This is a genomic window from Enterobacter wuhouensis, from assembly GCF_035835995.1.
Lineage (GTDB): Bacteria > Pseudomonadota > Gammaproteobacteria > Enterobacterales > Enterobacteriaceae > Enterobacter > Enterobacter wuhouensis.
Window position 1 is genome coordinate 3,873,707 of record NZ_CP142124.1, and the last position, 20,892, is coordinate 3,894,598.

The 20,892-nt window shown below is 46.5% G+C and carries 28 protein-coding genes and 2 pseudogenes; 8 read left to right on the forward strand and 22 right to left on the reverse strand.

The genetic code is table 11. The annotated features are described in order from the left end of the window. Positions 1-93: 93 nt before the first annotated feature. The 5 genes from rpe to VPX56_RS18390 all read right to left on the reverse strand — a co-directional run bounded on the left by rpe (position 94) and on the right by VPX56_RS18390 (position 3,916). Positions 94-738, reverse strand: a complete 645-nt coding sequence (rpe, locus tag VPX56_RS18370) for a ribulose-phosphate 3-epimerase (RefSeq protein WP_131633628.1) — start codon at positions 736-738, stop codon at positions 94-96. Between the two features lie 18 nt (positions 739-756). Beyond that, positions 757-2,010 (reverse strand): PTS transporter subunit IIC, encoded by a 1,254-nt coding sequence (locus VPX56_RS18375; RefSeq protein WP_131633627.1) that lies wholly within the window; start codon positions 2,008-2,010, stop codon positions 757-759. 27 nt (positions 2,011-2,037) lie between these two features. After that, entirely contained in the window at positions 2,038-2,331 is a 294-nt protein-coding gene (locus tag VPX56_RS18380; RefSeq protein WP_131633626.1) for a PTS sugar transporter subunit IIB, read from the reverse strand. Between the two features lie 21 nt (positions 2,332-2,352). Continuing rightward, positions 2,353-2,802, reverse strand: coding sequence for a PTS galactitol transporter subunit IIA (gene gatA, locus VPX56_RS18385; protein ID WP_131633625.1), 450 nt, complete (start codon positions 2,800-2,802; stop codon positions 2,353-2,355). A gap of 358 nt (positions 2,803-3,160) precedes the next feature. Further along, a complete protein-coding gene (locus VPX56_RS18390) occupies positions 3,161-3,916 on the reverse strand; it encodes a DeoR/GlpR family DNA-binding transcription regulator (RefSeq protein ID WP_326468173.1) in 756 nt (251 codons plus the stop codon). A 373-nt stretch (positions 3,917-4,289) separates the two neighbouring features. Between VPX56_RS18390 and VPX56_RS18395 the strand changes: the two genes are divergently transcribed. From VPX56_RS18395 to VPX56_RS18410, 4 genes are read left to right on the forward strand one after another with little or no spacing between them, the layout of a single operon-like run. After that, entirely contained in the window at positions 4,290-4,826 is a 537-nt protein-coding gene (locus VPX56_RS18395; protein ID WP_097402162.1) for an RpiB/LacA/LacB family sugar-phosphate isomerase, read from the forward strand. A 3-nt stretch (positions 4,827-4,829) separates the two neighbouring features. Continuing rightward, positions 4,830-6,200, forward strand: a complete 1,371-nt coding sequence (locus tag VPX56_RS18400) for a PTS galactitol transporter subunit IIC (protein WP_004105509.1) — start codon at positions 4,830-4,832, stop codon at positions 6,198-6,200. A 21-nt stretch (positions 6,201-6,221) separates the two neighbouring features. Continuing rightward, positions 6,222-6,515 (forward strand): PTS sugar transporter subunit IIB, encoded by a 294-nt coding sequence (locus tag VPX56_RS18405; protein WP_131633623.1) that lies wholly within the window; start codon positions 6,222-6,224, stop codon positions 6,513-6,515. Then, positions 6,515-6,973, forward strand: a complete 459-nt coding sequence (locus VPX56_RS18410) for a PTS sugar transporter subunit IIA (RefSeq protein WP_004105511.1) — start codon at positions 6,515-6,517, stop codon at positions 6,971-6,973. Before VPX56_RS18405 ends, VPX56_RS18410 begins: the two co-directional genes overlap by 1 nt. 101 nt (positions 6,974-7,074) lie before the next feature. Here VPX56_RS18410 and VPX56_RS18415 read toward each other — a convergent pair whose 3' ends face one another. From VPX56_RS18415 to VPX56_RS18470, 12 genes are all read right to left on the reverse strand, one after another. Then, positions 7,075-8,040 (reverse strand): sugar-binding transcriptional regulator, encoded by a 966-nt coding sequence (locus tag VPX56_RS18415; RefSeq protein WP_131633622.1) that lies wholly within the window; start codon positions 8,038-8,040, stop codon positions 7,075-7,077. 246 nt (positions 8,041-8,286) lie between these two features. Then, positions 8,287-8,817 carry a P-loop nucleotide/nucleoside kinase family protein gene (locus VPX56_RS18420; protein ID WP_131633621.1) on the reverse strand — a complete coding sequence of 177 codons (531 nt, stop codon included), beginning with the start codon at positions 8,815-8,817 and terminating at the stop codon, positions 8,287-8,289. Between the two features lie 279 nt (positions 8,818-9,096). After that, positions 9,097-9,420 (reverse strand): TA system toxin CbtA family protein, encoded by a 324-nt coding sequence (locus VPX56_RS18425; RefSeq protein WP_094917349.1) that lies wholly within the window; start codon positions 9,418-9,420, stop codon positions 9,097-9,099. Positions 9,421-9,440: 20 nt separating this feature from the next. After that, complete coding sequence (locus tag VPX56_RS18430) at positions 9,441-9,797, reverse strand: type IV toxin-antitoxin system YeeU family antitoxin (RefSeq protein WP_094917351.1); 357 nt, start codon at positions 9,795-9,797, stop codon at positions 9,441-9,443. A gap of 25 nt (positions 9,798-9,822) precedes the next feature. Further along, positions 9,823-10,044, reverse strand: a complete 222-nt coding sequence (locus tag VPX56_RS18435) for a DUF987 domain-containing protein (RefSeq protein ID WP_012543032.1) — start codon at positions 10,042-10,044, stop codon at positions 9,823-9,825. After that, on the reverse strand, positions 10,041-10,583 hold the full coding sequence (gene radC / locus VPX56_RS18440) for a RadC family protein (protein ID WP_048294093.1): 543 nt from the start codon (positions 10,581-10,583) through the stop codon (positions 10,041-10,043). The genes VPX56_RS18435 and radC overlap by 4 nt, the downstream gene beginning before the upstream one ends. A gap of 12 nt (positions 10,584-10,595) precedes the next feature. Beyond that, positions 10,596-11,027, reverse strand: coding sequence for an antirestriction protein (locus VPX56_RS18445; RefSeq protein WP_048294092.1), 432 nt, complete (start codon positions 11,025-11,027; stop codon positions 10,596-10,598). Positions 11,028-11,102: 75 nt separating this feature from the next. Further along, a complete protein-coding gene (locus tag VPX56_RS18450) occupies positions 11,103-11,366 on the reverse strand; it encodes a DUF905 domain-containing protein (RefSeq protein ID WP_048294091.1) in 264 nt (87 codons plus the stop codon). Continuing rightward, the gene (locus VPX56_RS18455; protein ID WP_048294090.1) at positions 11,363-12,181 is read right to left on the reverse strand and encodes a DUF932 domain-containing protein; all 819 of its coding nucleotides are present in this window, start codon (positions 12,179-12,181) and stop codon (positions 11,363-11,365) included. Before VPX56_RS18455 ends, VPX56_RS18450 begins: the two co-directional genes overlap by 4 nt. Positions 12,182-12,265: 84 nt before the next feature. Beyond that, positions 12,266-12,748 carry a hypothetical protein gene (locus VPX56_RS18460; protein WP_326468181.1) on the reverse strand — a complete coding sequence of 161 codons (483 nt, stop codon included), beginning with the start codon at positions 12,746-12,748 and terminating at the stop codon, positions 12,266-12,268. A 4-nt stretch (positions 12,749-12,752) separates the two neighbouring features. Next, a complete protein-coding gene (locus VPX56_RS18465; protein ID WP_048294088.1) occupies positions 12,753-13,160 on the reverse strand; it encodes a hypothetical protein in 408 nt (135 codons plus the stop codon). A gap of 176 nt (positions 13,161-13,336) precedes the next feature. After that, complete coding sequence (locus VPX56_RS18470; RefSeq protein WP_094917353.1) at positions 13,337-14,224, reverse strand: GTPase family protein; 888 nt, start codon at positions 14,222-14,224, stop codon at positions 13,337-13,339. Between the two features lie 1,207 nt (positions 14,225-15,431). On the opposite strand from VPX56_RS18470, the pseudogene VPX56_RS18475 reads away from it, so the two are divergent. After that, a pseudogene (locus VPX56_RS18475) lies at positions 15,432-15,736 on the forward strand (hypothetical protein); the annotation flags it as partial. 197 nt (positions 15,737-15,933) lie between these two features. Continuing rightward, positions 15,934-17,466 carry an EAL domain-containing protein gene (locus VPX56_RS18480; protein ID WP_048991857.1) on the forward strand — a complete coding sequence of 511 codons (1,533 nt, stop codon included), beginning with the start codon at positions 15,934-15,936 and terminating at the stop codon, positions 17,464-17,466. A 273-nt stretch (positions 17,467-17,739) separates the two neighbouring features. Here the strand turns inward: VPX56_RS18480 and VPX56_RS18485 are convergent, their stop codons facing one another. The 5 genes and pseudogenes from VPX56_RS18485 to VPX56_RS18505 all read right to left on the reverse strand — a co-directional run bounded on the left by VPX56_RS18485 (position 17,740) and on the right by VPX56_RS18505 (position 20,153). Further along, on the reverse strand, positions 17,740-17,958 hold the full coding sequence (locus VPX56_RS18485; RefSeq protein WP_063956689.1) for a hypothetical protein: 219 nt from the start codon (positions 17,956-17,958) through the stop codon (positions 17,740-17,742). A gap of 312 nt (positions 17,959-18,270) precedes the next feature. After that, a pseudogene (locus VPX56_RS18490) lies at positions 18,271-18,420 on the reverse strand (arsenical resistance protein ArsH); the annotation flags it as partial. 52 nt (positions 18,421-18,472) lie between these two features. Further along, the gene (locus VPX56_RS18495) at positions 18,473-18,877 is read right to left on the reverse strand and encodes an H-NS family histone-like protein (protein ID WP_223537960.1); all 405 of its coding nucleotides are present in this window, start codon (positions 18,875-18,877) and stop codon (positions 18,473-18,475) included. 561 nt (positions 18,878-19,438) lie between these two features. Further along, complete coding sequence (locus VPX56_RS18500; RefSeq protein WP_010434226.1) at positions 19,439-19,666, reverse strand: hypothetical protein; 228 nt, start codon at positions 19,664-19,666, stop codon at positions 19,439-19,441. A 268-nt stretch (positions 19,667-19,934) separates the two neighbouring features. After that, entirely contained in the window at positions 19,935-20,153 is a 219-nt protein-coding gene (locus VPX56_RS18505) for a cold shock domain-containing protein (RefSeq protein ID WP_000203924.1), read from the reverse strand. Positions 20,154-20,431: 278 nt separating this feature from the next. Here VPX56_RS18505 and cspF point away from each other — a divergent pair, with 278 nt between their 5' ends. Next, on the forward strand, positions 20,432-20,644 hold the full coding sequence (gene cspF, locus VPX56_RS18510) for a cold shock-like protein CspF (RefSeq protein WP_001446195.1): 213 nt from the start codon (positions 20,432-20,434) through the stop codon (positions 20,642-20,644). A 102-nt stretch (positions 20,645-20,746) separates the two neighbouring features. Beyond that, positions 20,747-20,890, forward strand: a complete 144-nt coding sequence (locus VPX56_RS18515) for a YnfU family zinc-binding protein (protein WP_228961026.1) — start codon at positions 20,747-20,749, stop codon at positions 20,888-20,890. The last annotated feature ends 2 nt before the right edge of the window (positions 20,891-20,892 follow it).

Below are 20,892 nucleotides of genomic sequence, written 5' to 3' on the forward strand. Positions count from 1 at the left end.
AAGGGGAGGACAACTCCCCTTTCAGGCAATTGGTGATTTAATTAATGCTAATAATAGCGTGCAGGGTTACTGGGTTTATTTGGTACCAAACTGCTATTGGATCGCTACCCTTAATGCCTGATAGCTTTCTCGGGGTGCATCATTAAATAATGCACCGCCAACAACAATTAAATCAGCCCCCGCCTCTTTTACCTTTTTAGCAATTTCAGCATTAACGCCGCCATCAACTTCAATCTGAATATTGCGTCCGGCAACCATCTTTTTAGTATTTATGATCTTCTCCAGACTTTTTTCAATAAATGTCTGGCCTGGCTGACCAGGGTTAATGGTCATAATTAAAATGTAATCAATATCATCGAGAAGGTATTCAATTACGTGTTCCGGCGTCCCCGGATTGAGTACTACGCCAGCTTTGCGCCCCGCTTTTTTGATCTTCTGAATAATATAATGCACGTGTGGCGTTGATTCATAATGAACAGAAATCATTTCCGCGCCGGTTTTAATAACATCATCAACGTGTCTTTCCGGATTAACCAGCATCATATGTACATCAAATATCATTGAACTGGCTTTTTTCATTACCGCAATTTGATTAGGACCGAAAGCAATATTACTTACGTAAGTGCCATCCATTAAATCAACATGCAGAATTTCGGTATTTTCCGTTTCCAGAAACTGAAGTTCTTCCTGCAAACGTAATATGTTTGCACCAAATATTGATGGTAAAATTTGTGCCATTTTAGTCAACTCCGTAAATTAATGGGTAACCGTGCTCAACCAGTAGGTGAGAATCTCCCAAGGGCCGGTTAATACGAAGTCCGTACCCAGACCATTCAGGCCGACGCCAGCACCGCTCAGGAACTGAGTTGCACCGGGCGCGACATATCCCCCCAGATACATAACCACCACGCAGAACAGTAAGGTTGAGATAATCGAGCGAATAACGTTGCCGTTACTGACCATGACCGTCATGGTCGTCATGTAGATAATTGACATCAGCACGCCGATTGGGAATATCTGAATACCCGGTAAAACCAGCGCACAAAGCATTGTCAGAGGGATGGTAATAACGGTGACGGTAACCGTCGCTGGGTCGCCAAGCGCCAGGGCACAGTCCATCCCGATATTCAGTTCCGCATCTTTACCCATCTGCTTTTGCATGATTTCTTTAGCGCTCTTACCTATCGGGTTAAGCCCTTCCATAAGGACCCCAACCACTTTTGGCAACAGCACCATGACGCCAGCCACGCCCATCGCCATTGGCACGATGGTTGTAATAGGTTGTTTGGTTAACAATCCCAGGAGACAACCGACAATCACGCCGATGATTGCGGGTTCACCGAATACACCCAGTCGCTTCTGAACGCTCTCTAAATCCACATCCAGCTTGTTTAAACCTGGAATGAAATCGATAATTTTGTTAACAACCCATGCAAATGGAAGTGTCCATCCGATGTGGATCATCGTGGTACAGGTCGTTCCCTCCAGGCCGTAGTATTTCTGCCATCTTGGCGCAATAAGATCGCCAATAAACAGCGCGGCTACGCTAAGAGCCACGGCGACACCCAGCCCAAGGAAAAAGCTGTCAAAGACGAAATACGCAAGCGCCCCCGGAACAAGGAAATGCATGTAGTTCCAGATGTCCACATTGAGAGTTTTGGTAAGCTTCAGACGAACCAGGATCAGGTTCAGGATAATGCCAATAGGAATAACCATTGCGGCAAACGGGGCAACCCACGCAGCTGCGCCAACGGCAGGCCATCCAATATCAGCCACGGTGAATCCGCTGCCAATTTTTGAGTAATATGCAATTGCTGGCTGCAGGGCTGTGTTTAGCAACCCAACAACCAGTCCCAGACCAATGAAACCGATACCGACAGTGATGCCAGATTTAATGGCAGCACCAATTTTCATTCGAAAAACCAGACCTAAAAGGAAAATAACAAGCGGCAATATTGCTGTAGCGCCCATGCTTGTAATAGTAAACATGATGCTTTTTAACATTTCCATTTAACCATCCCCCGTCTTTTTCAGACTTTAGCCTTTGGAAATTTCGCTTAACAGTTCGCCTAATTTTTGACGCAACGCGGCTTCGTTAATACCGGTAATAAAACCTGCGACACTCATGTGCGGCTTACCAATATCGCCTTTATAATTATTCGTTGTCAGGACAACATCAGCGCTTTGCATTTCAGAGGCCAGTTCGGACATACTGCATTTATTAATCTTAACGTTGGCAATGCCGTATTCAGCACAAACCGATTTAACTTCATCAGCGGCTAGTGTGGAGGTTGCTACACCGCTTCCGCAGGCTACGAGGATAGTAATCATGGTAAAATCTCCGGGTAATTGTTATTTAATTATCGTGTTAATAAACAATGCCTGTGCTTCTTCAGCAGGAAGCTCCAGCATCTGGTGGTAAAAATCAGTTAGCTGAAGATGGTTAAACAGCGCCTTCAACAATTGCAGTTGATCTGCAGGTTGAGTAACAACCAGGTTGACAACCAGGCGAACCCATAATTTTTCATCGCCATCTGCCTGATTAACTTCAATTTCTTCTGGCAAACGGATGATATATATCGCCGGGCTGACGGCGTGCTGGCTATCGCAATGTGGAATGGCGACAGCATAGCCATCAAGTAAAATCCCGGTTGGGTAATCAGCTTCACGTTCACGCAGTGCCTGGAGGTAAGTCTCTTTGACGATCCCCTCGGCCTGATGTTTCTTGTGAATGTGCTCCAGCACTTCATCATACGTTTTGTATGCCGCCCCATCCGCGACACTGATAGAAATTGTACCCACTTTTTTCTCCTCACCTTATCAAATGCTCATGTGAGCGCTTAACTAATCACATGAGCAGTTATAGCACATCGGTGATTTGCTAAAATAGGGAGCTTGCAAAAGTTATATCTTGATCACAATAAATCACATAAGCGCATAATAAGATGCGCTCATGTGAGCATTAATTGGCGAGAGATAATCCGGGGAAAACATGTAAGTTAATGATATTTATCGGATTTCATTAACTCACTTTATGCTGGAGAGACTTTTAAGATAGCGATACGCAAAATGCTCTTATGAGCAGAGCGTCAGGTTGATGTTGTTTCTGCGGGACAACGGCACATGCTATGTACCGTTAATGGAGTTATTGGATTAAAAATCAGCAGGTTATTACTGTCGTATGCTTCGCAACCTCGGCAATACCGTCTTTATCAGCAATATCATTAGTGATCAGCGCGGTAATCTCAGACCAGTCGCAGATCTTAAACAAGCTGCTTCGCTGGAACTTAGTGTAATCGCCTAAGATATATTTCTTCTCGGAATGGGCAATGATCGTTCGATCAAGAAAGGCATCCGAAGAGGATGGAGTGGACGGGCCCGTCATATTGTTGAAGCCGTCGGTACCGATAAAGCAGAGATCGACGTTAATATCATTAATCATTGACACAGCCCACCCGCCAAAGACAGAAGAGCTTTTCTTCCTCAGTTCTCCGCCGAACAGAAAGACCTGGTTATCTGACTCGATCAGCACGCTGGCCACCGGGAGAGAATCGGTAAAAATTTTAAAGCCAGATTTCATGCACAACAGATTGGCCAGTTCATAGTTAGAGCTCCCTGTACCAATGATCATTGAGCTATTGGGGGGAATAAAGTCCAGCGCTTTCCTGGCTATAGCTTGTTTGAAGGTACTGTTTTCTTTTTCCCTGACCTGGAAAGGATGCTCGACAGCCCCCTGCTTTAAGGTTGCCCCTCCATGGCTTTTAACCAGCAGCCCTTTTTTTTCAAGAGAAGTGAGATCTTTGCGGATGGTTTCATAAGTGACTTCATACTTTTTGGCCAAGTCGCTCACGTACACGGTACCCGCCGAAATAATCTCTTCCAGGATCAATTTTCTCCTTTCTTCAACCAGGTACATCCTTCCCCCTATAACCTTTCAGCTCAATGCAATGAAGCGAATCATAGCACAGAAGATGCAAACTAAAACAAACATAAGGGGAGGAAAAATAGCACTGGGTCTGGGAACCGTCGTTTCTGAGAACGACAGTAAGGCTTTAATAAAAAACAATAAATTAATTAAAAACCCATCAATTTTCAACGCTACAATCTGTAAATCCCATTTTCCTGAGCAACACTGAAGCATTGGTTAAAATTAGCTTTTGTTTGTTTTTATTGGTTTTTAAATTCAATTAAATCAATACTTTATAAATTTTGTGATTTAGATCTCAGTTGGCAACCAATATTTACCAACCGCATACTTGGCTTAAGTTCTTTATGACAGGTTAGATGAGATGAAAACGAAAATTGCAATCGCATGTGATGATGTGGGATTTGATCGTAAGGAGGAGATTAAAAAATACCTCGAAGAAGAGAAAAATGCCGAGGTCGTGTACGATCCCGTTAAACGAAAAGAAGACGGTTTCAACAACTTCGCTCGTCTTGCGGATGAAATGGCAGGTGTTATTCAGCGGGACGAATGCCGCCTTGGTATCTACATTTGCGGAACCGGAATTGGCTTTACTTGCCAGATAAATAAGCACTGGGGGATTCGTGCTGTTGCCGTCACCAACCCGTACTCGGCCAGGCGAGCAAGACTCAGTAACAATGCGCAGGTGATTGGGCTTGGCTGCAGAGTGAATGATCTTGAATACACAAAAATGATCGTTGATGCCTGGTATGACAACGCGTTCGACTTTGCCACTGCAAGGGAAAATTCCAAAAAGAATCTACTGGAAGCAGAACGCAGTGACAACGCATTGCTGACGAAACCTGAAGATGTTCGATGGAATATGGGTTTCAGACCAGATGATGAGAAATCTGAGGGCTAATAAATGGAACTGATCACACAGTTTATCAATGACCTGGGTAACTTTATTTTTATACCGGTCATCTTCCTTATACTGATGAAACTTCTGGGGCGCCCTCTGTCGGAGTGTATTTCATCAGCCATTAAAGTCGGCATTGGTTTTATTGCATTAACCATGACCATCAAGCTGATGCTTGAAAAAATGCAGCCGGCGGTGACGGGGCTTGCTGAGGCCACCGGTTCCTCACTGAGCGCCATTGACGTTGGCGGCGCAGCCACCGCCGTCATGGGTTTTGGCTCAAGCATGGGGGCGATTATTATCCCTCTGTGCGTCGCGGTGAATATTGCCATGCTGGTGGCCCGTCTGACGGACTGCGTAAACGTTGACGTGTTTAACCTTCATCAGAATGCCTCGATGGGTGCCATTGTTGGCGCTTACTCCGGCAGCTTCCTTTACGGCGTTCTTACGGCTGCCTTGTTCCATGTCTGGGCGCTTATCGCGGCTGACCTCGGTGCCAAAAACAACGAGAAATTCTTCAACCTGCCAAAAGGCGTTGCCATCTCTCACCCGGTTGCAAATACCTATTTGCTGTTCGCTTATCCGTTTAACTGGATTTACGATCGTATTCCTGGATTCCGTAACCTGAACGTCACGGCGGAAAGCATTCAGAAACGCTTTGGTATCCTTGGCGATCCGACCATGGTTGGTTTCATTATTGGCATTCTTCTTGGCTTCTGTGGTTATGGTTGGGAATCTCCGTATCACACCATTATCGCCAGCCTGCAGCTGGGTATGTACCTTGCCGCCGTGATGCTCCTGCTGCCGCGCATGACCTCAATCATGATGGAAGGTCTGGTACCACTGTCCAACGTGGCACGTAAGAAACTGGTTAAACGTTTCCCGGATCGTGAGATCACTGTCGGGATGGATACCGCGCTGATTGTTGGTCATCCTTCAGTTATCGCACCTGCCCTGCTACTGATCCCGGTCATTGTTATCCTCGCCGTTGTCCTTCCCGGCAACCGAGTGATGCCTCTGGGGGACCTCTCGCAGTTCGTATTCTTTATTGCGTGTATGGTACCTGTTTTTAATGGCAACATAATTCGTACCTGGGTGACCTCCATCATCCTGTTTGGCGGCGGCTTATACATCGCTTCCTGGATGGCTCCGGCAACAAATGAAGTGTTCCAGAAGTTCGGCACCAATCCCGATGCCAGCGTGATGTACTCATCGCTTAACCCGTCAGCTAACCCTTTCACCGGTCTCTTTGCTGGACTCAGCCATGTTGGCATCGCAGGCTATGCTCTCGCCGCTGTGTTGCTGTTGTCCGTAGGCTATTTACTCAAACAGAAAGCGCGCCGCCAGTTGAAAACTGAGGCAGAAAAAACGGCTTAAAACTTCAGAAGGTAATTAAAAATGAAAAAAATTTTAGTTGTATGCGGAAACGGTATTGCCTCCTCTTCCATTATGGTTTCTGTCCTGCAGGATTACCTGAAAGAACAGAACATCGAAGCGCAGGTAGATAAATCCTCTTTAATGGCCTGCACCACGGACACGTTTAACAGCTATGACCTGATTGTTTCTTCAACCAAGCTGGATAACCCAGGCATCACTACTCGTGTGATTGTGGGGGCGGGCCTGTTAACGGGTCTGGGCGAAGATGAGATTTTTGATGCTGTTAAAGAAGAAATGCTTAGCCAGGAGAAATGATGAAACTTGAGATTCTGGTAAATGACGTCGAGGGTACGATCGCTGACTGGCATGCAGCAATTGAGTTTGCAGGCCAGAAGCTGTTGGAAAAAGGCTATATCACTCCCGAGTATATTCAGGCCTGCCTGGAGCGTGAGAAGACTTATCCAACTGGTTTATTAATGGCGAACGGTCAGGGCATTGCCATCCCGCATGCAGACTATACGCTGGTAAAAACCAATAGCATAAGCATTGTGCGTTTTGATAAAGGAGTCGTGTTTGGTCAGATGGAAGATGCTGACCTCACAGTGGAATGCGGCATTATGTTTAATCTCGCCTTCGCCACCAGCGATCAGCATATGTCTGTGCTGCGCCGCCTCTTTACGCTCTTCCAGGATATTTCGTTCATCGAGTCGTGCCGTAACCTTAAAACGCACGAAGTCGGGAAATATGTTGAAGAGATGCTTGTAGCATCCTGATAAACAAAAGGCAGATATCACTTATCTGCCTTTTTCAAATCAGAAAGTAAGCAGTGCATATATGAAACACAATGCGGCGCAAAATGAATTCAATGTGACCATTAATCCAGAAGTTTTATAGCCGTATCAAAATCAGTAATCAGCACATTCAGAAGACCTGATTTGAGAGAGGCAACTATACCTTCATATTTTTCGTCCCCCCCAGCAACCCCAATCAGTTTCTTTGTGGCCCGCAATTGTTCTGTCGTAATGCCGAACCCCAGGCGGTTCAGCGGGCTATCCAGTATTTCCCCTTTGCTATTTACCAGTGTTACGCATACATCAGCAGTAATGTCCTGACTAAGTAAAGTCTCACGCCACGCTTCAGGGAATATATCGCATAAACTGGAAGAGCCGGTTTTCCAGGCCCCAATGCCCGTAATAACGACATCCATATTTGAGTAAAACTTTTGCGTATCCTGAACAGCCTGATCCTCTGCGAGTTTCTGGGCTAAACTTTCGTCATCCACCCACATGGGTACATACATCGGGTGCGCTCTTCCGTGGGAAATGGCAGCGACTTTGTGAATTAAATCAATCGGCCCCTGACTAAATTCAATGCCTGGATGAACGCCAGAAAGCTGAACCACATCCAGCACGGGTAATGTCGTCAGTTGACTCACAGTACTTGAAAGAACCCGCCCCCAGGCGAGACCAAATTTCATACCCTCTTTGAGGATCTCACTCAGGTAGGTCGCCGTTATCCCTCCCAGCTTGACGTTTAGCTGTTCCTGGGAAGACCAGGACTCGGAAACGGAGAGCACAACGGCATCCTGCAATCCGTATTTTTTGCAGAGATTTTGCGCTATTTCCTCGTCCAGAGCCTGCTGTTTAGGGAAGGTAAATTTTACATACTCTTGCGCAATGGCTTCATCAATCAGGCGTGCAACTTTGAAGCGAGACAGACCGAGCTCCTCGGCGATTTCTATTTTCGTCTTCATTTCAGAGAAATAACGCTTAACAACAAGAGAGTAGATAAAACGGGGATCGTAGTTGCGCAGCTTTGGATTTTTGTTCTCTTTTGGCATAGCGGTTATCCATATATAACGAGAGGCATCACAAGTCATTTGAGCGGTATGCTCAGATGCCATACTCAAAAGAGTACACTTTTAATCGCTCATCAGATACGGGACCCTGGCGGAATTTTGTGTTTTGTGATGCAAAACGTCCTGGCAGGGTAAATTATAAAGGGTGGAAATGGTTGAGAAAGATAATCTGAAAAACCAACCACGTTTTGCAACGTAATGTTCACTCCATCCGTTACCCGGCTTACTCTATGAACTTACCGGCGTGCAGAAACCGCGCGACTTCATATGCTGCAGGATCCGCTCTACCGCCTCTTCGGCGGTCAGCATGGAAGTGTCCAGAGTCAGGCTAGCAGAACGCCAGGGTTCGTATTCACGGGTAATCACCTTTTGCCAGTCCGGCAAAATATGGCCGCTAATATCCGCAGTGCGGTTTTCAACGCGATATCGATGCTGGGTTTGGTCGGAGCAGGTAAATTCTATCTCCAGAAAAGGCACGGCATTCACGGTCGCGACCTCTCTCCAGGCCTGGCGGGTAATGGCAATGGGATTGACCGAATCAGCAATCACCAGGTTACCCAGCCTGAGGTTATCCTCGGCTAGGGAGTATGCCACCAGATAGCCGGCGGGCCCCATATCCTGCGTAGTGACGGTTTTGGCGCGAATCAGCGCCTGCTCAATCGAATCAATGCGTAACCAGACTGCATCCAGCCTTGCGGCAAGCAGGCGAGCAATGGTTGATTTCCCGGTGCCGGGCAGACCGCCAAAGATCAGTAACATAGTTATCTCGTTGTGGAATGCTGAGACTGCTGATTTATTCTGGGAAAAATGAGTGTAGTAGACTTGAAACTGGAGCGGGCGAAGGGAGTAGAACAAAACCAACAAGAACCTGAAAAATATAGAATTTTCAAGTTATATCTTAACTTATACCCCCAAAGATACCCCCAAAGCACAGAGACTTTGAATTCAAGTAATTACCTTTGTCGATAAATCAGCAGGAAGCGAGATGATAGCAAATGGCAAGCATACTGCGAAAGCAGCGACACCATTAGCATCAGACTAATTATGATTTAATAAACCCAGAACGCAGCGGGCCCTCATGATATCAATAATCGTGAGATATGACGTTTGTTCTTGCCAGCTAAACCCTCTGCGATCAATACGAACCAGTTCGTACTTTTCCACCAGAATATTCACGGCATCAGTCAGCGTGATACCGGCATCAATGTGTTCCTGAATTACGGTTTCATCACTGAACGGCGTGTCGTTCAGTGTCAGGCCATAGTGCTGTCCAAGCAGGCGTGTCAGTAACATTTGCCACACTGCCACGGGCGACAGACAGGGCTTTACCGCCCGCGAAGTTGTTGCAGGTTGAGGTTTCATGTTTTCTCTCGTGAAGGTAATTAACGTTGAGTGGGATAAATGGCGATATATATGTAGCCGCAACTACCAAGAGTATCGGCTTCGCACGTTAGTCCGTTGTGATATAGCGTGACGCAGTGCTGATGCCGGGAAGAGAGTTCTCCGCTGGTGAGCATCAGCTCCAGTTGTTTGAGTATCAACGGAAAGACCTGATCCAGGTGCAGCGCGTCATCGTCGCTGAAAGCACCGTTGAATCCGGCCCGGTCAGCGAGAAAATACACCCGGTTGCCTTCCTGCACCAGACGAGCTCCAAAACAGGGTGTGATCGTACTCTTTAGCCCCCACTGCTGGCAGGCTGGATTCTCCGGCTTGTCACCAGATTCTGAGTGATTGTTCATTATTGTTCCTGATTAAAGGGAAAGATTAATTGAGAGTGACACTTCGAAGAATGACATAGGGACCATTGCGGTCCTGACGGCGTTCAGCAAATACGGCCAGAACGCCGCGTATATCTTCCACCTCGCGGCCAGCATAATGGCAGATACTGCCTGACCATTTATATTTTCCTGTACTGAAGCGAAACAGCCGGGAGCCAGGATGTTGCCGGTACAGGGTCATTGCCTGGCGTTTACTGATGATTTTCATATCCAGCCTCGCTCCGCGAACGACACAATGCCCTCTGAGCCGATGACCAGATGATCGAGCGTGTTCACATCAACCAGTGCCAGGGCATCTTTAAGCCTGCCCGTAATATTGCGATCGCATTGGCTGGGCTCGGGATCACCGGATGGATGGTTATGCGCCAGCACGGCAGCTGCAGCATTTAAGCGAAGCGCTGACTTCACTACTTCGCGGGGATGGACCTGGACATGGTTAACTGAACCGGCAAACAGCGTTTCGCTCTCCAGTAAACGATGCTGATTATCAAGATAGAGCACCATAAACACTTCCCGTTCTTGTCCTGCCAGCTGTAACCGAAGCCAGTCACGGGCAGCAGTACTTGAGGTAAAAGATATGCCGGGCTGGCGCAGATATTTATCCAGCAGGTTGATAGCCCGGCGAATGGTCCGTTGGGCATAGGGTGTCAATCCGGATGTCGCGGGGAGCAGGCAACCATGCTGAGCCATGACCGACACCGGAAAGAGTTCAGGCTGCGATAACGGTGGGGATATTGCGGTATTCATGTTCGGTATGCCTCAGTCAATGAGATGCATAATGGCGCTGCATTCCGGATGGTTCAGCGCGTAGTCACGTAAGCGATAATAATGCTCAGTCATCGCGTCACATTCGGTACGACAGGCATGGTGGCTGTATGCCATCAGGCACGCGACTATCCCTGCAGCTTCACTGGTAAGCTCTGCGCCATTGCCGTTCATGTTGTTGAACAATGACCACTTCTCATCGCTCTCTGACTCTGGAGCCATAAAAGCACCTCCATTACTGAGCGTCGAAAAGCGCCAGATACCGCCGTGATAATCGACACACAGCCGGTCCATCCAGGCGAAAATGCGAGGTTCAAGGGTTATCCACTGCGGGATGGAGCCAAAGTGCTGCGGCCAGAAGCCGATGCGTAACTCATCGGCAACAACAGCGACGGAAATGGTGAGTTCAGTTGTGGTGTCATTCATGGGTTTCTCCGGTAATAAAAAAGCCAGCGGTTCAGGCTGGCGGGTCAGGGGAAAAATGAAAGCGTGGCAATGTGGTTAATAAGGCAGGCGGCTGAGAGGGCCCTGCAGGATGCCGTAGTCCCGGATGTACGCATTAAGCCCGGTCCCGGCCTTCGGTTCAAAGTTCCAGGCTCGCCAAACCATCCGGCCATCCGCATCGCGCAGGACCAGCCGAAAATGGCTTCCCTGGTCATCCTCGATGAAGATGTTTTGGTATGCCGCGTTGACGTACTCCGCCTGCTGGCGGGTAAAAGGTCCGGCCGGAAGCAGGCTCTGGCCCTTTTGTTTCTGCGCGGTCATGATGCGAGCTCCAGCATGTTTTCAGCCATGACCCAAAGGGCACGATTGAGCTTCACATCCCCATCGATGCCTTTCACTGCGCGGGTATGGGCCCGTTTGCCTTTGGTCGTTCTACCGGACAGACCGCCTTTAATCAGGTTTTCCTGAATGCGCTGATACGTGGTCCACAGGTCATTGCTCTCATCCTGCAAGCGGCGTGGCGCAAGAATTTGTGACTCCGTGACCGGCTGATGCTCTTCCCCAAAACGGTAAGTCAGTGCCGCTTTCGCCATCGCCTGCTGAGCAGGTGGCGGTAGCAGAAGTGAATGCATGGCATCGCGCTTCTCCTCCACCCGGTCAAATATCTCCAGCACTTCATAAGCCCCTTCAATGACTTTCTCCACCACGTTGCCTTTATGCGGCACACGTACTTCTCCAAAACTCTCCCCGCATATCAGCCCATTCTGACAAACAGCACGAAACAGTCCCGGCAGCATCTGATAGGAACTGGACCCATCATGACTATTCAGCAGGATAATTTCCGGCACCTGCTTACCGGTGATTTGCCCTTCACGGCGCAGGCGCAGCATGTGTTTGGTGTGTTCACGTTTGCTGGGGTCCCGCACGCGGGTCTGACAGGCAAAGAAAGGCTGGAACCCTTCACGCTGCAGGTTTTCAAGCAGGGTGATGGTCGGAATATATGAATAACGTTCTGAGCGGGATTCATGCTTGTCTTCACTGAACACGCTCGGCACATAGTGCGCCAGCTCCTCGTGGGTGAGCGGGCGGTCACGGCGAACGAGGTTCACCGCACCAAAACGGCTGGCTAATTTCATGGTTGTTTCCTTATCTGAAGGCACAAAAGAAAACGCCCCACTCGAATGAGCAGGGCGTCGGGTGTGATGCTGATCTGATGGGGTTTAAGGATTATCGAGAATGAAGATGTTCCGCTTCCCGTTCGCCCAAATAACGTTGAGCCGGGTCTGGCCGTCAGCCTCTGTCACGGTGATGTGCTCTGCGGATGACAGTGCCGAATTATCGTCGTCAAAGACAATGCTGTTCAGCGCCGGGGTGGATGATTGCTTATCGATGTACCAGAAATCCGGCGTCTGATTCGCCGCAGTCGCCGGGGCATCCGAAGACATCAGAAAGGTGTAGCGACTCATATCCCGGACCAGGTGATAATTCACGGATTTCTCCCGCGAGCCCGCAGGATACTCCGCCATTAGATAGCTGTCCTTGTGTTCCGCGCCACACCGATGGCAGACCAGATATCCGGCCTCATCTGTAATCAGTCGGGACTCATTCCCGGCGGGTGCCGCAGACACATCGGCGCTCATTGCGAGGCAGGCCAGTATCAGCAACGAGACAATCTTTTGGGTCGTTTGTTTTATTTTCATCATGGTTTCAGCTGTAAGTGAATACGCCCAGGTCAGTGAATATCCGGGCTTCAATAACATTGCAGGTAATACCCTTCTGCCAGAGCGTGTTGCCAAATCGCCAGGTCAGACTGTCAGCAAACTGCATCGTACGGGGCGTGAACGGGTCTTTATTGGGCCACCACCCCTCCATCTTCTGACCCTGAATGGTGGTCACGCCCTGCTTCAGCTGCGGGCATTTGCCCCGGTTTACATCGATATTTTTTATCTGAATCCGCTCCGTGCGGGCAGTCACAGTGACGTAGACACAGTCATTGCACTCCCAGCCACTTTTCTGGATATCGACTTTGATGGCGTCATTTTCTGCGCTTACCGCAGATGAGACGAGGCCTGCCAGTAATGTGATTACGGCGGCGGCAGCAGAGAACATGTTCATATTTGCTCCTTGTGATGCGACAGGTGCGCTGTCGCGCTTACTCAGTGAATGTCTGCCAGGGGATTTTATAAGCGGTTTTTTCGCCTGGATAATGAAGATATCCGATCGGGTCGATCGAGAATTTCGATCGTGTATGAACCAAAAAACTTATCGAAATGTGGGATGTACGGAGAAAGTCAACCGAAGAAGTAGGACCAGATCGTGCGGGCGGCGCGGGCCACGGTATGCGTCACGGCCTGAAGGGCCGAGCGGGCAACTTGCGGCAGCGGGGCCAAATCAATGATGCGGTCAATCACCTCCACGACCGCCTCGCCAAAGCCGGTGCGGGAGCTGCTGATAACGACTTGTGTGCGATAGCCGGTTTGAAGGTGCGGTACCAGCGGGCTGCGGGTCTGCTTTGGGAGACGGGTAATCATGGCCTCCACCAGGCGCGACAGCCGGTAACGCCCCCTGACGGAGATGACCAGTACATCACGCTCTGCAATTCCCAGAAGGCGGGCAACTGCCAGTTGTTTCTGAGCAATATGTTCAGCCTGCAGCGCTGAGGGTTGCGCGGAAGACCAGTTCCATTGCTCTGCCGGTTCGGTCTTGTCCGCCTGATTCAGTACCCATATCAATGGAGGCCGTGGCCCGTTGTACCCGGCAAAAACGGCCTGATAAAACTGCTCCTCTACCGAGAAGGCGCGGTCATCCGCCTTTAACACCCACAACACCATATCGAGCTTTGGCATCAGTTCCTGATAAAGTTCGCGGTACTCATCATCACGTTGCAGGCTTTCTCCAACACCAGGCAGGTCAAACAGCGTCAAATAGTGAGAGCCAAAGCGCAGACGAACCCGTTGAGGCTGGCGGGTACAGGCTTCCACCGCATTCACGGCGCAAACTTCACTACGAAACAGCGCGTTACACAGCGAGGACTTACCGACGCCGGTTTTACCCATAATGCCAATCACTGGTTCGTACGTGACGAGCTGATTGAGTTCTTTCAGCAAATGTTGTCGTAGTGAGCGTGGATAGCGCCGCAGGTGACGGCGGATAAGGGCGTAGCCCGAGAGATGTTTCATGCTGGCCTCTGAATGATAAAGGCCATCCGGTGGAGATGGCCTGTTGAAGAGAAAGGTAAAGGTATTCAGTAAGATGATATATAACTGACTAAATTTTAGATCTCAGCTCTGACGATCGATTTAAGCGAACACTGAATGAAGGCTAGTGAATTAGTTATGTGGGTCTGCTTCGTGCCATGAGCAGACGTTCCTAATGTAAGTCCTTGCTAGTTAACGGAGAGCAGGTCGCAGCGGAGGATTAATATCAAACAATTCAAAATCGATACGGGAAAAACTCAAAAGCAGTGAATGGTTTTTGTTGCCCGCTAAAGTTGAACGAAACCCTTATCGAGTTGTGCTTACATCGTTGATGTCACCAAAAAAGATAGCAAGCGATTGTTCTATAATACAAATAATCTTTCGTTGAGGCTAACTGCAATCTTGCTGCCTACTAAGAGGGGAAAAGAAAAGATATCGGTACTTACATTTATTATAAAAATTCAGCATACTTTTTGATTGTAGCTTATAATGAATAAGCTTCTTATGAAGCACATGAATGGTAAAGCAACCTTTTCTGATTTTCAGAAACCGTGTTAAGCACACGGTTTTTTTGCACGCACTCAAAAAGTTAGTGTGTGAATTTTAAAAGAAATATTAGAATTCTTTTTTTGCAATAAAATCGGAAATTCATGCAACCTCTACACTCATCTGCAGATGGTGATTTCTTTAAATCAAACGACCGTTAGATGACAAAAATATTAAATGCGTCCATTAACTCTCGAAGAATTGCATATTGACGAAAACATGATCTTATTCTAACTTTATCAAGTGGTGAATCCCCCTCAGCGGCGGGGCGAACCAGTCAAAATGCAATATGCTCGCGTATCTCAGGACTGGTAAAGATACATCGGGAGGCACCCGGCACCACATCTTAACGTATCTTTATAAAAGAACATTTTTCCTTAAGCAGTTGTTCGATTTTTTATACAAAAATCTAGAGGATTTTTTTCAAAAAAAAACGGGATAATCGACATCGAATATCCCGTCAAGAATTTCACATCGATAATATTCTTTATCTTCTTTATACAATATACACGACGAGCCATGATTAACAATCTAGTAATTCTTTTGTGTTATATATAAAACAATAACAAGAAAACTATTAATTTTTAAAATCAATTAAAGGGGAGGCTATTTTCTGCACAGCTAAGACTTTATGTTCCAATAGCGGGCCAGTTCTTACCAACATATCTCATCCCGACAATACAATCGCATTATCATGGATGGGCAGCAACGCTTGGTCTTGATGACACGCTGTAAGGCACTGATTCCGTGAGGAGAACAAAATCTTAACTGAGATACAAGAAAAGCAAGAATCTCAAGGGGATCCATCTTCTGTTTGGCCATAACAAACTGGAACGCACAGTCCGCTATCTGGGCATTGAAGTCGATGATGCGTTAGAGATATCTGAGTCGATGGAGTATAAGATTGTCAGGGCTATAACAGCAACCTTGCGCCATAAGCGGAAGTAAAGATTTCTAAGGCGATCAGGGTAGCATCACATCCCTGTATCTGAAAACGAAGTCTCAGGAAAAGTGCTCGCTTTGTGCAAAATATTTCTATGTTTGTCATGGTTAATTTTTATCTTATCAACCATGCTTTTTGTAATTACAGAATTGGGCACTTCGATGCTCCATAGTAGTCTAATCAGACATCCCAGGATACGTAAATGCGCAATGCAATTCTTCCCATCGCCGTAGCCGTGGCAATGTTTATCCTGGGGGTATTCATTCTTAATACACAGGTCTGGTACACCACTCGCGCAGACGGTCTTGCTGGGGCAAGGTATGTATCAAACAATATGACAGTGATTCTGAATGAAGCCCGCCTTGCTAACCGGACGGCGATGGGTATTGCCGAAAAAGGCTGTGGCCCGGAAGAGCAATATCAGCTTGGTACTTTAGCAGCACTCCTCCCCCATCTCAGAACTATCATTATAGTCAGGAGGGGAGCAGTCTGGTGTTCATCCCTACCGGGAAATCGCGTACTACTGGTTAACATTAACGCATTGCCGAATTCCCAACTGTTACTTGTGCCTTCCAGCAGTACAGTTGACGGTCTTCCTGTTCTTCTCGTTCAGACCAAATACGCTGACAGCCGTATCATAGTCACAGTAAGCGATAGTCATATCAGGGATGCGCTGGATATCCCATTAAAAGGCCTAGGATACGCCCTAAGGGTAGGGAATAACGTAATAGGTATGTCCGGTGATGTCACTAAGGTAAACGAAACGCAACATCTTTCTGCACACGTTAGGGACTCAGAATATCCCTTCAGTATTGATTACAACTACGTTGCGTTTTTCAGCATGCAGAACCTGCAGAATATGATCAGTCAGGCTGGGGGGATACTGCTGTTTTTACTGCTGATGTCCTGTCTCGCCGCCTACATCCTTAATAAATATCTTACTAAAACTACTCTCCCTGAAGAAGCGCTTGGTCGGGCCATTTCCAAGGGGGATATCGTCCCTTTTTATCAGCCTATCGTAAATGGCAAAGATGGCACACTTCGTGGTGTTGAAGTGTTGGCCAGATGGAAGAATCCGAACGGAGGGTATATTTCTCCTGCTTCATTTATTCCTCTGGCGGAAAAATCAGGGTTGATAGTACCGTTAACGCAAAGCCTTATGGCCCAAGTAGTGTCTAATTTGAACGCCGTTGCCAGTAAAATACCAGAAGGATTCCATGTTGGGATTAACTACAACCCTTCTCATATCGCAGCGCCCACATTTGTGGAAGAGTGTTTGAAATATAAGAATTGTTTCAGTCGGCACGATTTGAAACTTGTCATTGAGGTAACCGAGCGTGAGCCCCTGAATATCGATGAAAAACTTGCTCAAACCCTGAATGAACTGCATGCAAATGGTTTTTCCATTGCACTTGATGATTTTGGAACCGGCTACTCAGGGCTCTCCTACCTACAGGATCTCAATATTGATTACATCAAAATTGATCAAACTTTTGTAAGTCGGGTTAATGAGCATGAGGACTCGACTCTCATACTGGATTCTGTCCTTGACCTTGCGCGAAAACTTTCAATAAGCATTGTTGCAGAAGGTGTAGAAACGCAAGAGCAGCTTGACTATCTAATCAGGAACAATATCTTATTTATGCAGGGATATTATTTCTTTAAGCCAGTTCCTTTTTCTGAATTAATAATGATTTTGTTATCTAAACCTAAAGTGAGAGTGAAGGTTGAATGAACAGTTGGATGTTCAAAAGAAACGTCCGCTCCTCGCTCATAGCGGACAGTTTCATCCCTACGCGCTCCCATCAGTCTTCATTGGCTCATATGTGGCTTTCGAGAGCTCCGCTGCTGTCGGCCTGTCAGCGATACTTGCGCAGCAAACACGCCGCGCATATACGGTTTGGGCTTACCTTTTATCAAACGGTTAGACTACTTTTCACCTGCCGAATTTTTTGGATAAAAGCCATCATTGACAAAGCAACATCGAAAAATGCTTAATTAAAAGTGCTCACGCCTGCATCCCCTTACCCCGTGCCAGGTTAATCCTGTCAACGCATTCCCTAAACGCTTTGACTTGCTCCGGAGAAAGCTCAGATTCATCAATGTTGGCCAGTAGAGCATTGAGGGAGCGCTCAATATCATTTTTTGTTAACTGTAAACAGATAACCTTAACCCAACGTGGCGAGAACCTGCTGAGGCCGATTGCTCTTGTGATTCGTAATTTCATGCCATGCCTCTCAACCACCCGTGTGGAGGTTTTCATACTCGCTTATAACACGCTTTGGATAGGCCTTCTGTTATTATTTCACCTGCAAGCTAACAATAGGCATTGCGCCAGGGAGCAATCAGCTTTCAGCGAACATCAAATTTGGCTGTCCTGCCTGATGCGCAAGCGCTACGTCATACCAGAGAGTTACTGGCTTAACTTATGGCAATTTTAATGATCTGATACAGGTTGGGATGTCAGTTTTGTGCCAATAACGGACGTTGTTAAGCTCATGCAGTATGGATTCACGAAGAACATACATTATATATTGTCCTAATTAACTCGGGATGAAAGCTCCTGATGGCTCTCTTTTTGCTCGCTGTAACGATCTGCAAGATAACCGGTTTGTCCCTTAAGCAGCACTGTGATTTTAAACAGCTTCTCGGTTACATCAGCGGAACTAAATGTTTCTCGACTATTCTCTAAGGCAACTTGCGGCCTATACAAAAAAGAGCCGGGTTATACCCGGCTCTTTTTAGCTGATTTCAAAATCTTTTAATTCCCCACCTTCAGCAATCAGATTTGAGATCCGCTTCGGCATTCGCCCCTGACCTGACCATGTTTTTGACTCTCCAGTTTCGTCAGTATATCGATACTTCGCGGGGCGGGGGGAGCGCGTCCTTTTAGCCTTACCCGAAGAGCCAATAGCAGCTAAAAGTTCGGAGGGGTCGATACCCTCATCAAGCATCATCTGACGAAGTGTTTCCAGTTTATCGCGGCGCTGACTTTCATTTGCAAGACGTAATGTCTCTTCTTCTCGTCGTTCTATAAGAATAATTTTAAACTTTTCCAGAACATCTTCCAGTACATCTAATGACATTTCACGAGTCTGAGAACGTAAGGTACGGATATTGTTTAACTGTGTTAGAGCATCTGACATAAAGAGACCTTTTAAAGTTTTTTCGTTGTTCAGCAAATACCAATGTCGACGGTTGCTCATCAACACGATTTTTCTTACTGAGCATTTTAATGCGATTGGGACATATTGTTATTAACGAGGTTTAGACTACTTATATAAATCTCTTATCGCAAGAAAAATTAAGAAGAATGTGCAAGAACTAAATTACAACTCATACGAAATGTCCATGCATTTTTGAAGGTACTTAAAACTATGATGCCAGGAGTCATCCGGAGAGCCTTTTTATATCCTCATAACTTATTGCTTCAGTCACACCTGATGAGATTTAAAATGAGGAGAGACAGCGCCGCCGCTTAGCAAGGTTTTTCACAAATGGCAAGATGGCACGCAGGGGAGAGACACCTGCATTTTGTCAGAAGGTAGCGAATTACTCTCTCTTTATAGAGGTGTTTCTAAAAAGTGTAATGTAAAAAAAAGCCTGCTGTTAGCAGGCCATAAATGTTTTCAACTCATTTTTTGTTCGATTCTGATAAATAGGGTAAGCATGCAATTAAACGTGGAGCAGAGAGCATGACAAAAATGCTATAAATATTTCCTGGCCGCATCAAGTATCTCCTGTGACGTTAACTCCCTGTCAGTAGCCACGTAAACAATACCATGATCGCCAGTTAAGGAAGGAAAACCTGCAGACATAATCCGAAGATGTGTTTCTTCACCGTTTGGATATTCCTGCCTGATAGAGGATATACCTTCCAGAACGGTCATGACTTTACAGGATTCAGCATTAAAGAAAACAAGGACTTTAATCATATTCTATTACCATGTTCTCTCGTGGATATTAACTGGCAGATGCCATTAAGGTCAAAGCCATTACGCACTTCTTATTTAACATGTGGTTAGTTTGTGCTTTTAGACTTTTTATGCAGTAGTACTGCACTTCATCACATCGGTTAGCATACTCATAATTTTGAAAAATATGCTGATCAGATATTATGAATAAACGACTTTCATCTGATTTAAGTTATGGATCTGTCTACTCAGGAATAATCCTTCATCGTTATCGCAGACCCACAATGATTTATTTATCGCAAAGTGTTACGTTTGCAGCAGCAGGACCCTTGTCTCCGCGGTGAATGGCGAATTCAACTTTCTGACCTTCAAATAAGGTTTTAAAGTTGTCGCCATCAAGTGCAGATAAATGGACAAAGATATCTTTGCTGCCATCAAGAGGAGAGATGAAGCCAAAACCTTTGTCTTCGTTAAACCATTTAACCAGGCCCATAATTCTAGAGGTCATACTGACTCCGTTATACATGATTGTATTGATAGTAAACGTATAAGATTAAACATATGGACTCAAAAGAGGGGATATCAACGATAGCGCCTGGTAATGAGAACTGCCCGGAAAATTTCTAACTTTCATTAGTACATCGAACTGATGGGATTCATTAAGGCACAGGGAATCGATATAAGCAAATTATCTTTTAGCCGTCCAGAGGTCCTGTAGGGAAAATAAAAGTGGCTGAATGCCATTTTCAATGTATAGTCTTTACGTGTTTTCAATAAGGAATTGACTTGTCCCATAAAATGACAGGAATTGTCAAAAGCTTTGATATTCTTAGTGGTAAAGGCCTCATCATCCCATCTGATGGACGAAAAGACGTTCTGCTTCACATTTCAGCCGTTAACTCTCGCGAATCAGAATTACTCATCCCTGGAAGCCGCATAGAGTTTTGCCGGATAAACGGTCTCAGGGGGCCTGTGGCTGCGAACATTTATCTTTCCTGATTTTCAGTGTGTCAAAATAGATAGATTAAAACTTAACCACATGTGGTACGGTGAAGCTCATTCATTGAAAGGTTAATGGTTATGTCTGTTATCAATTACGCAATGAAATTCTTCAGCAGTGCGTCTACTGCCACTGCTGCCTGTCCTGTTTGTGGCTTAAAATCAGTACAACCGTTGTCAAAAATCCGGCTCAACCAGACCATGCTTTGCCCCGGATGTAAGGCTCTGTTTATCTCCCGACGCTAGCT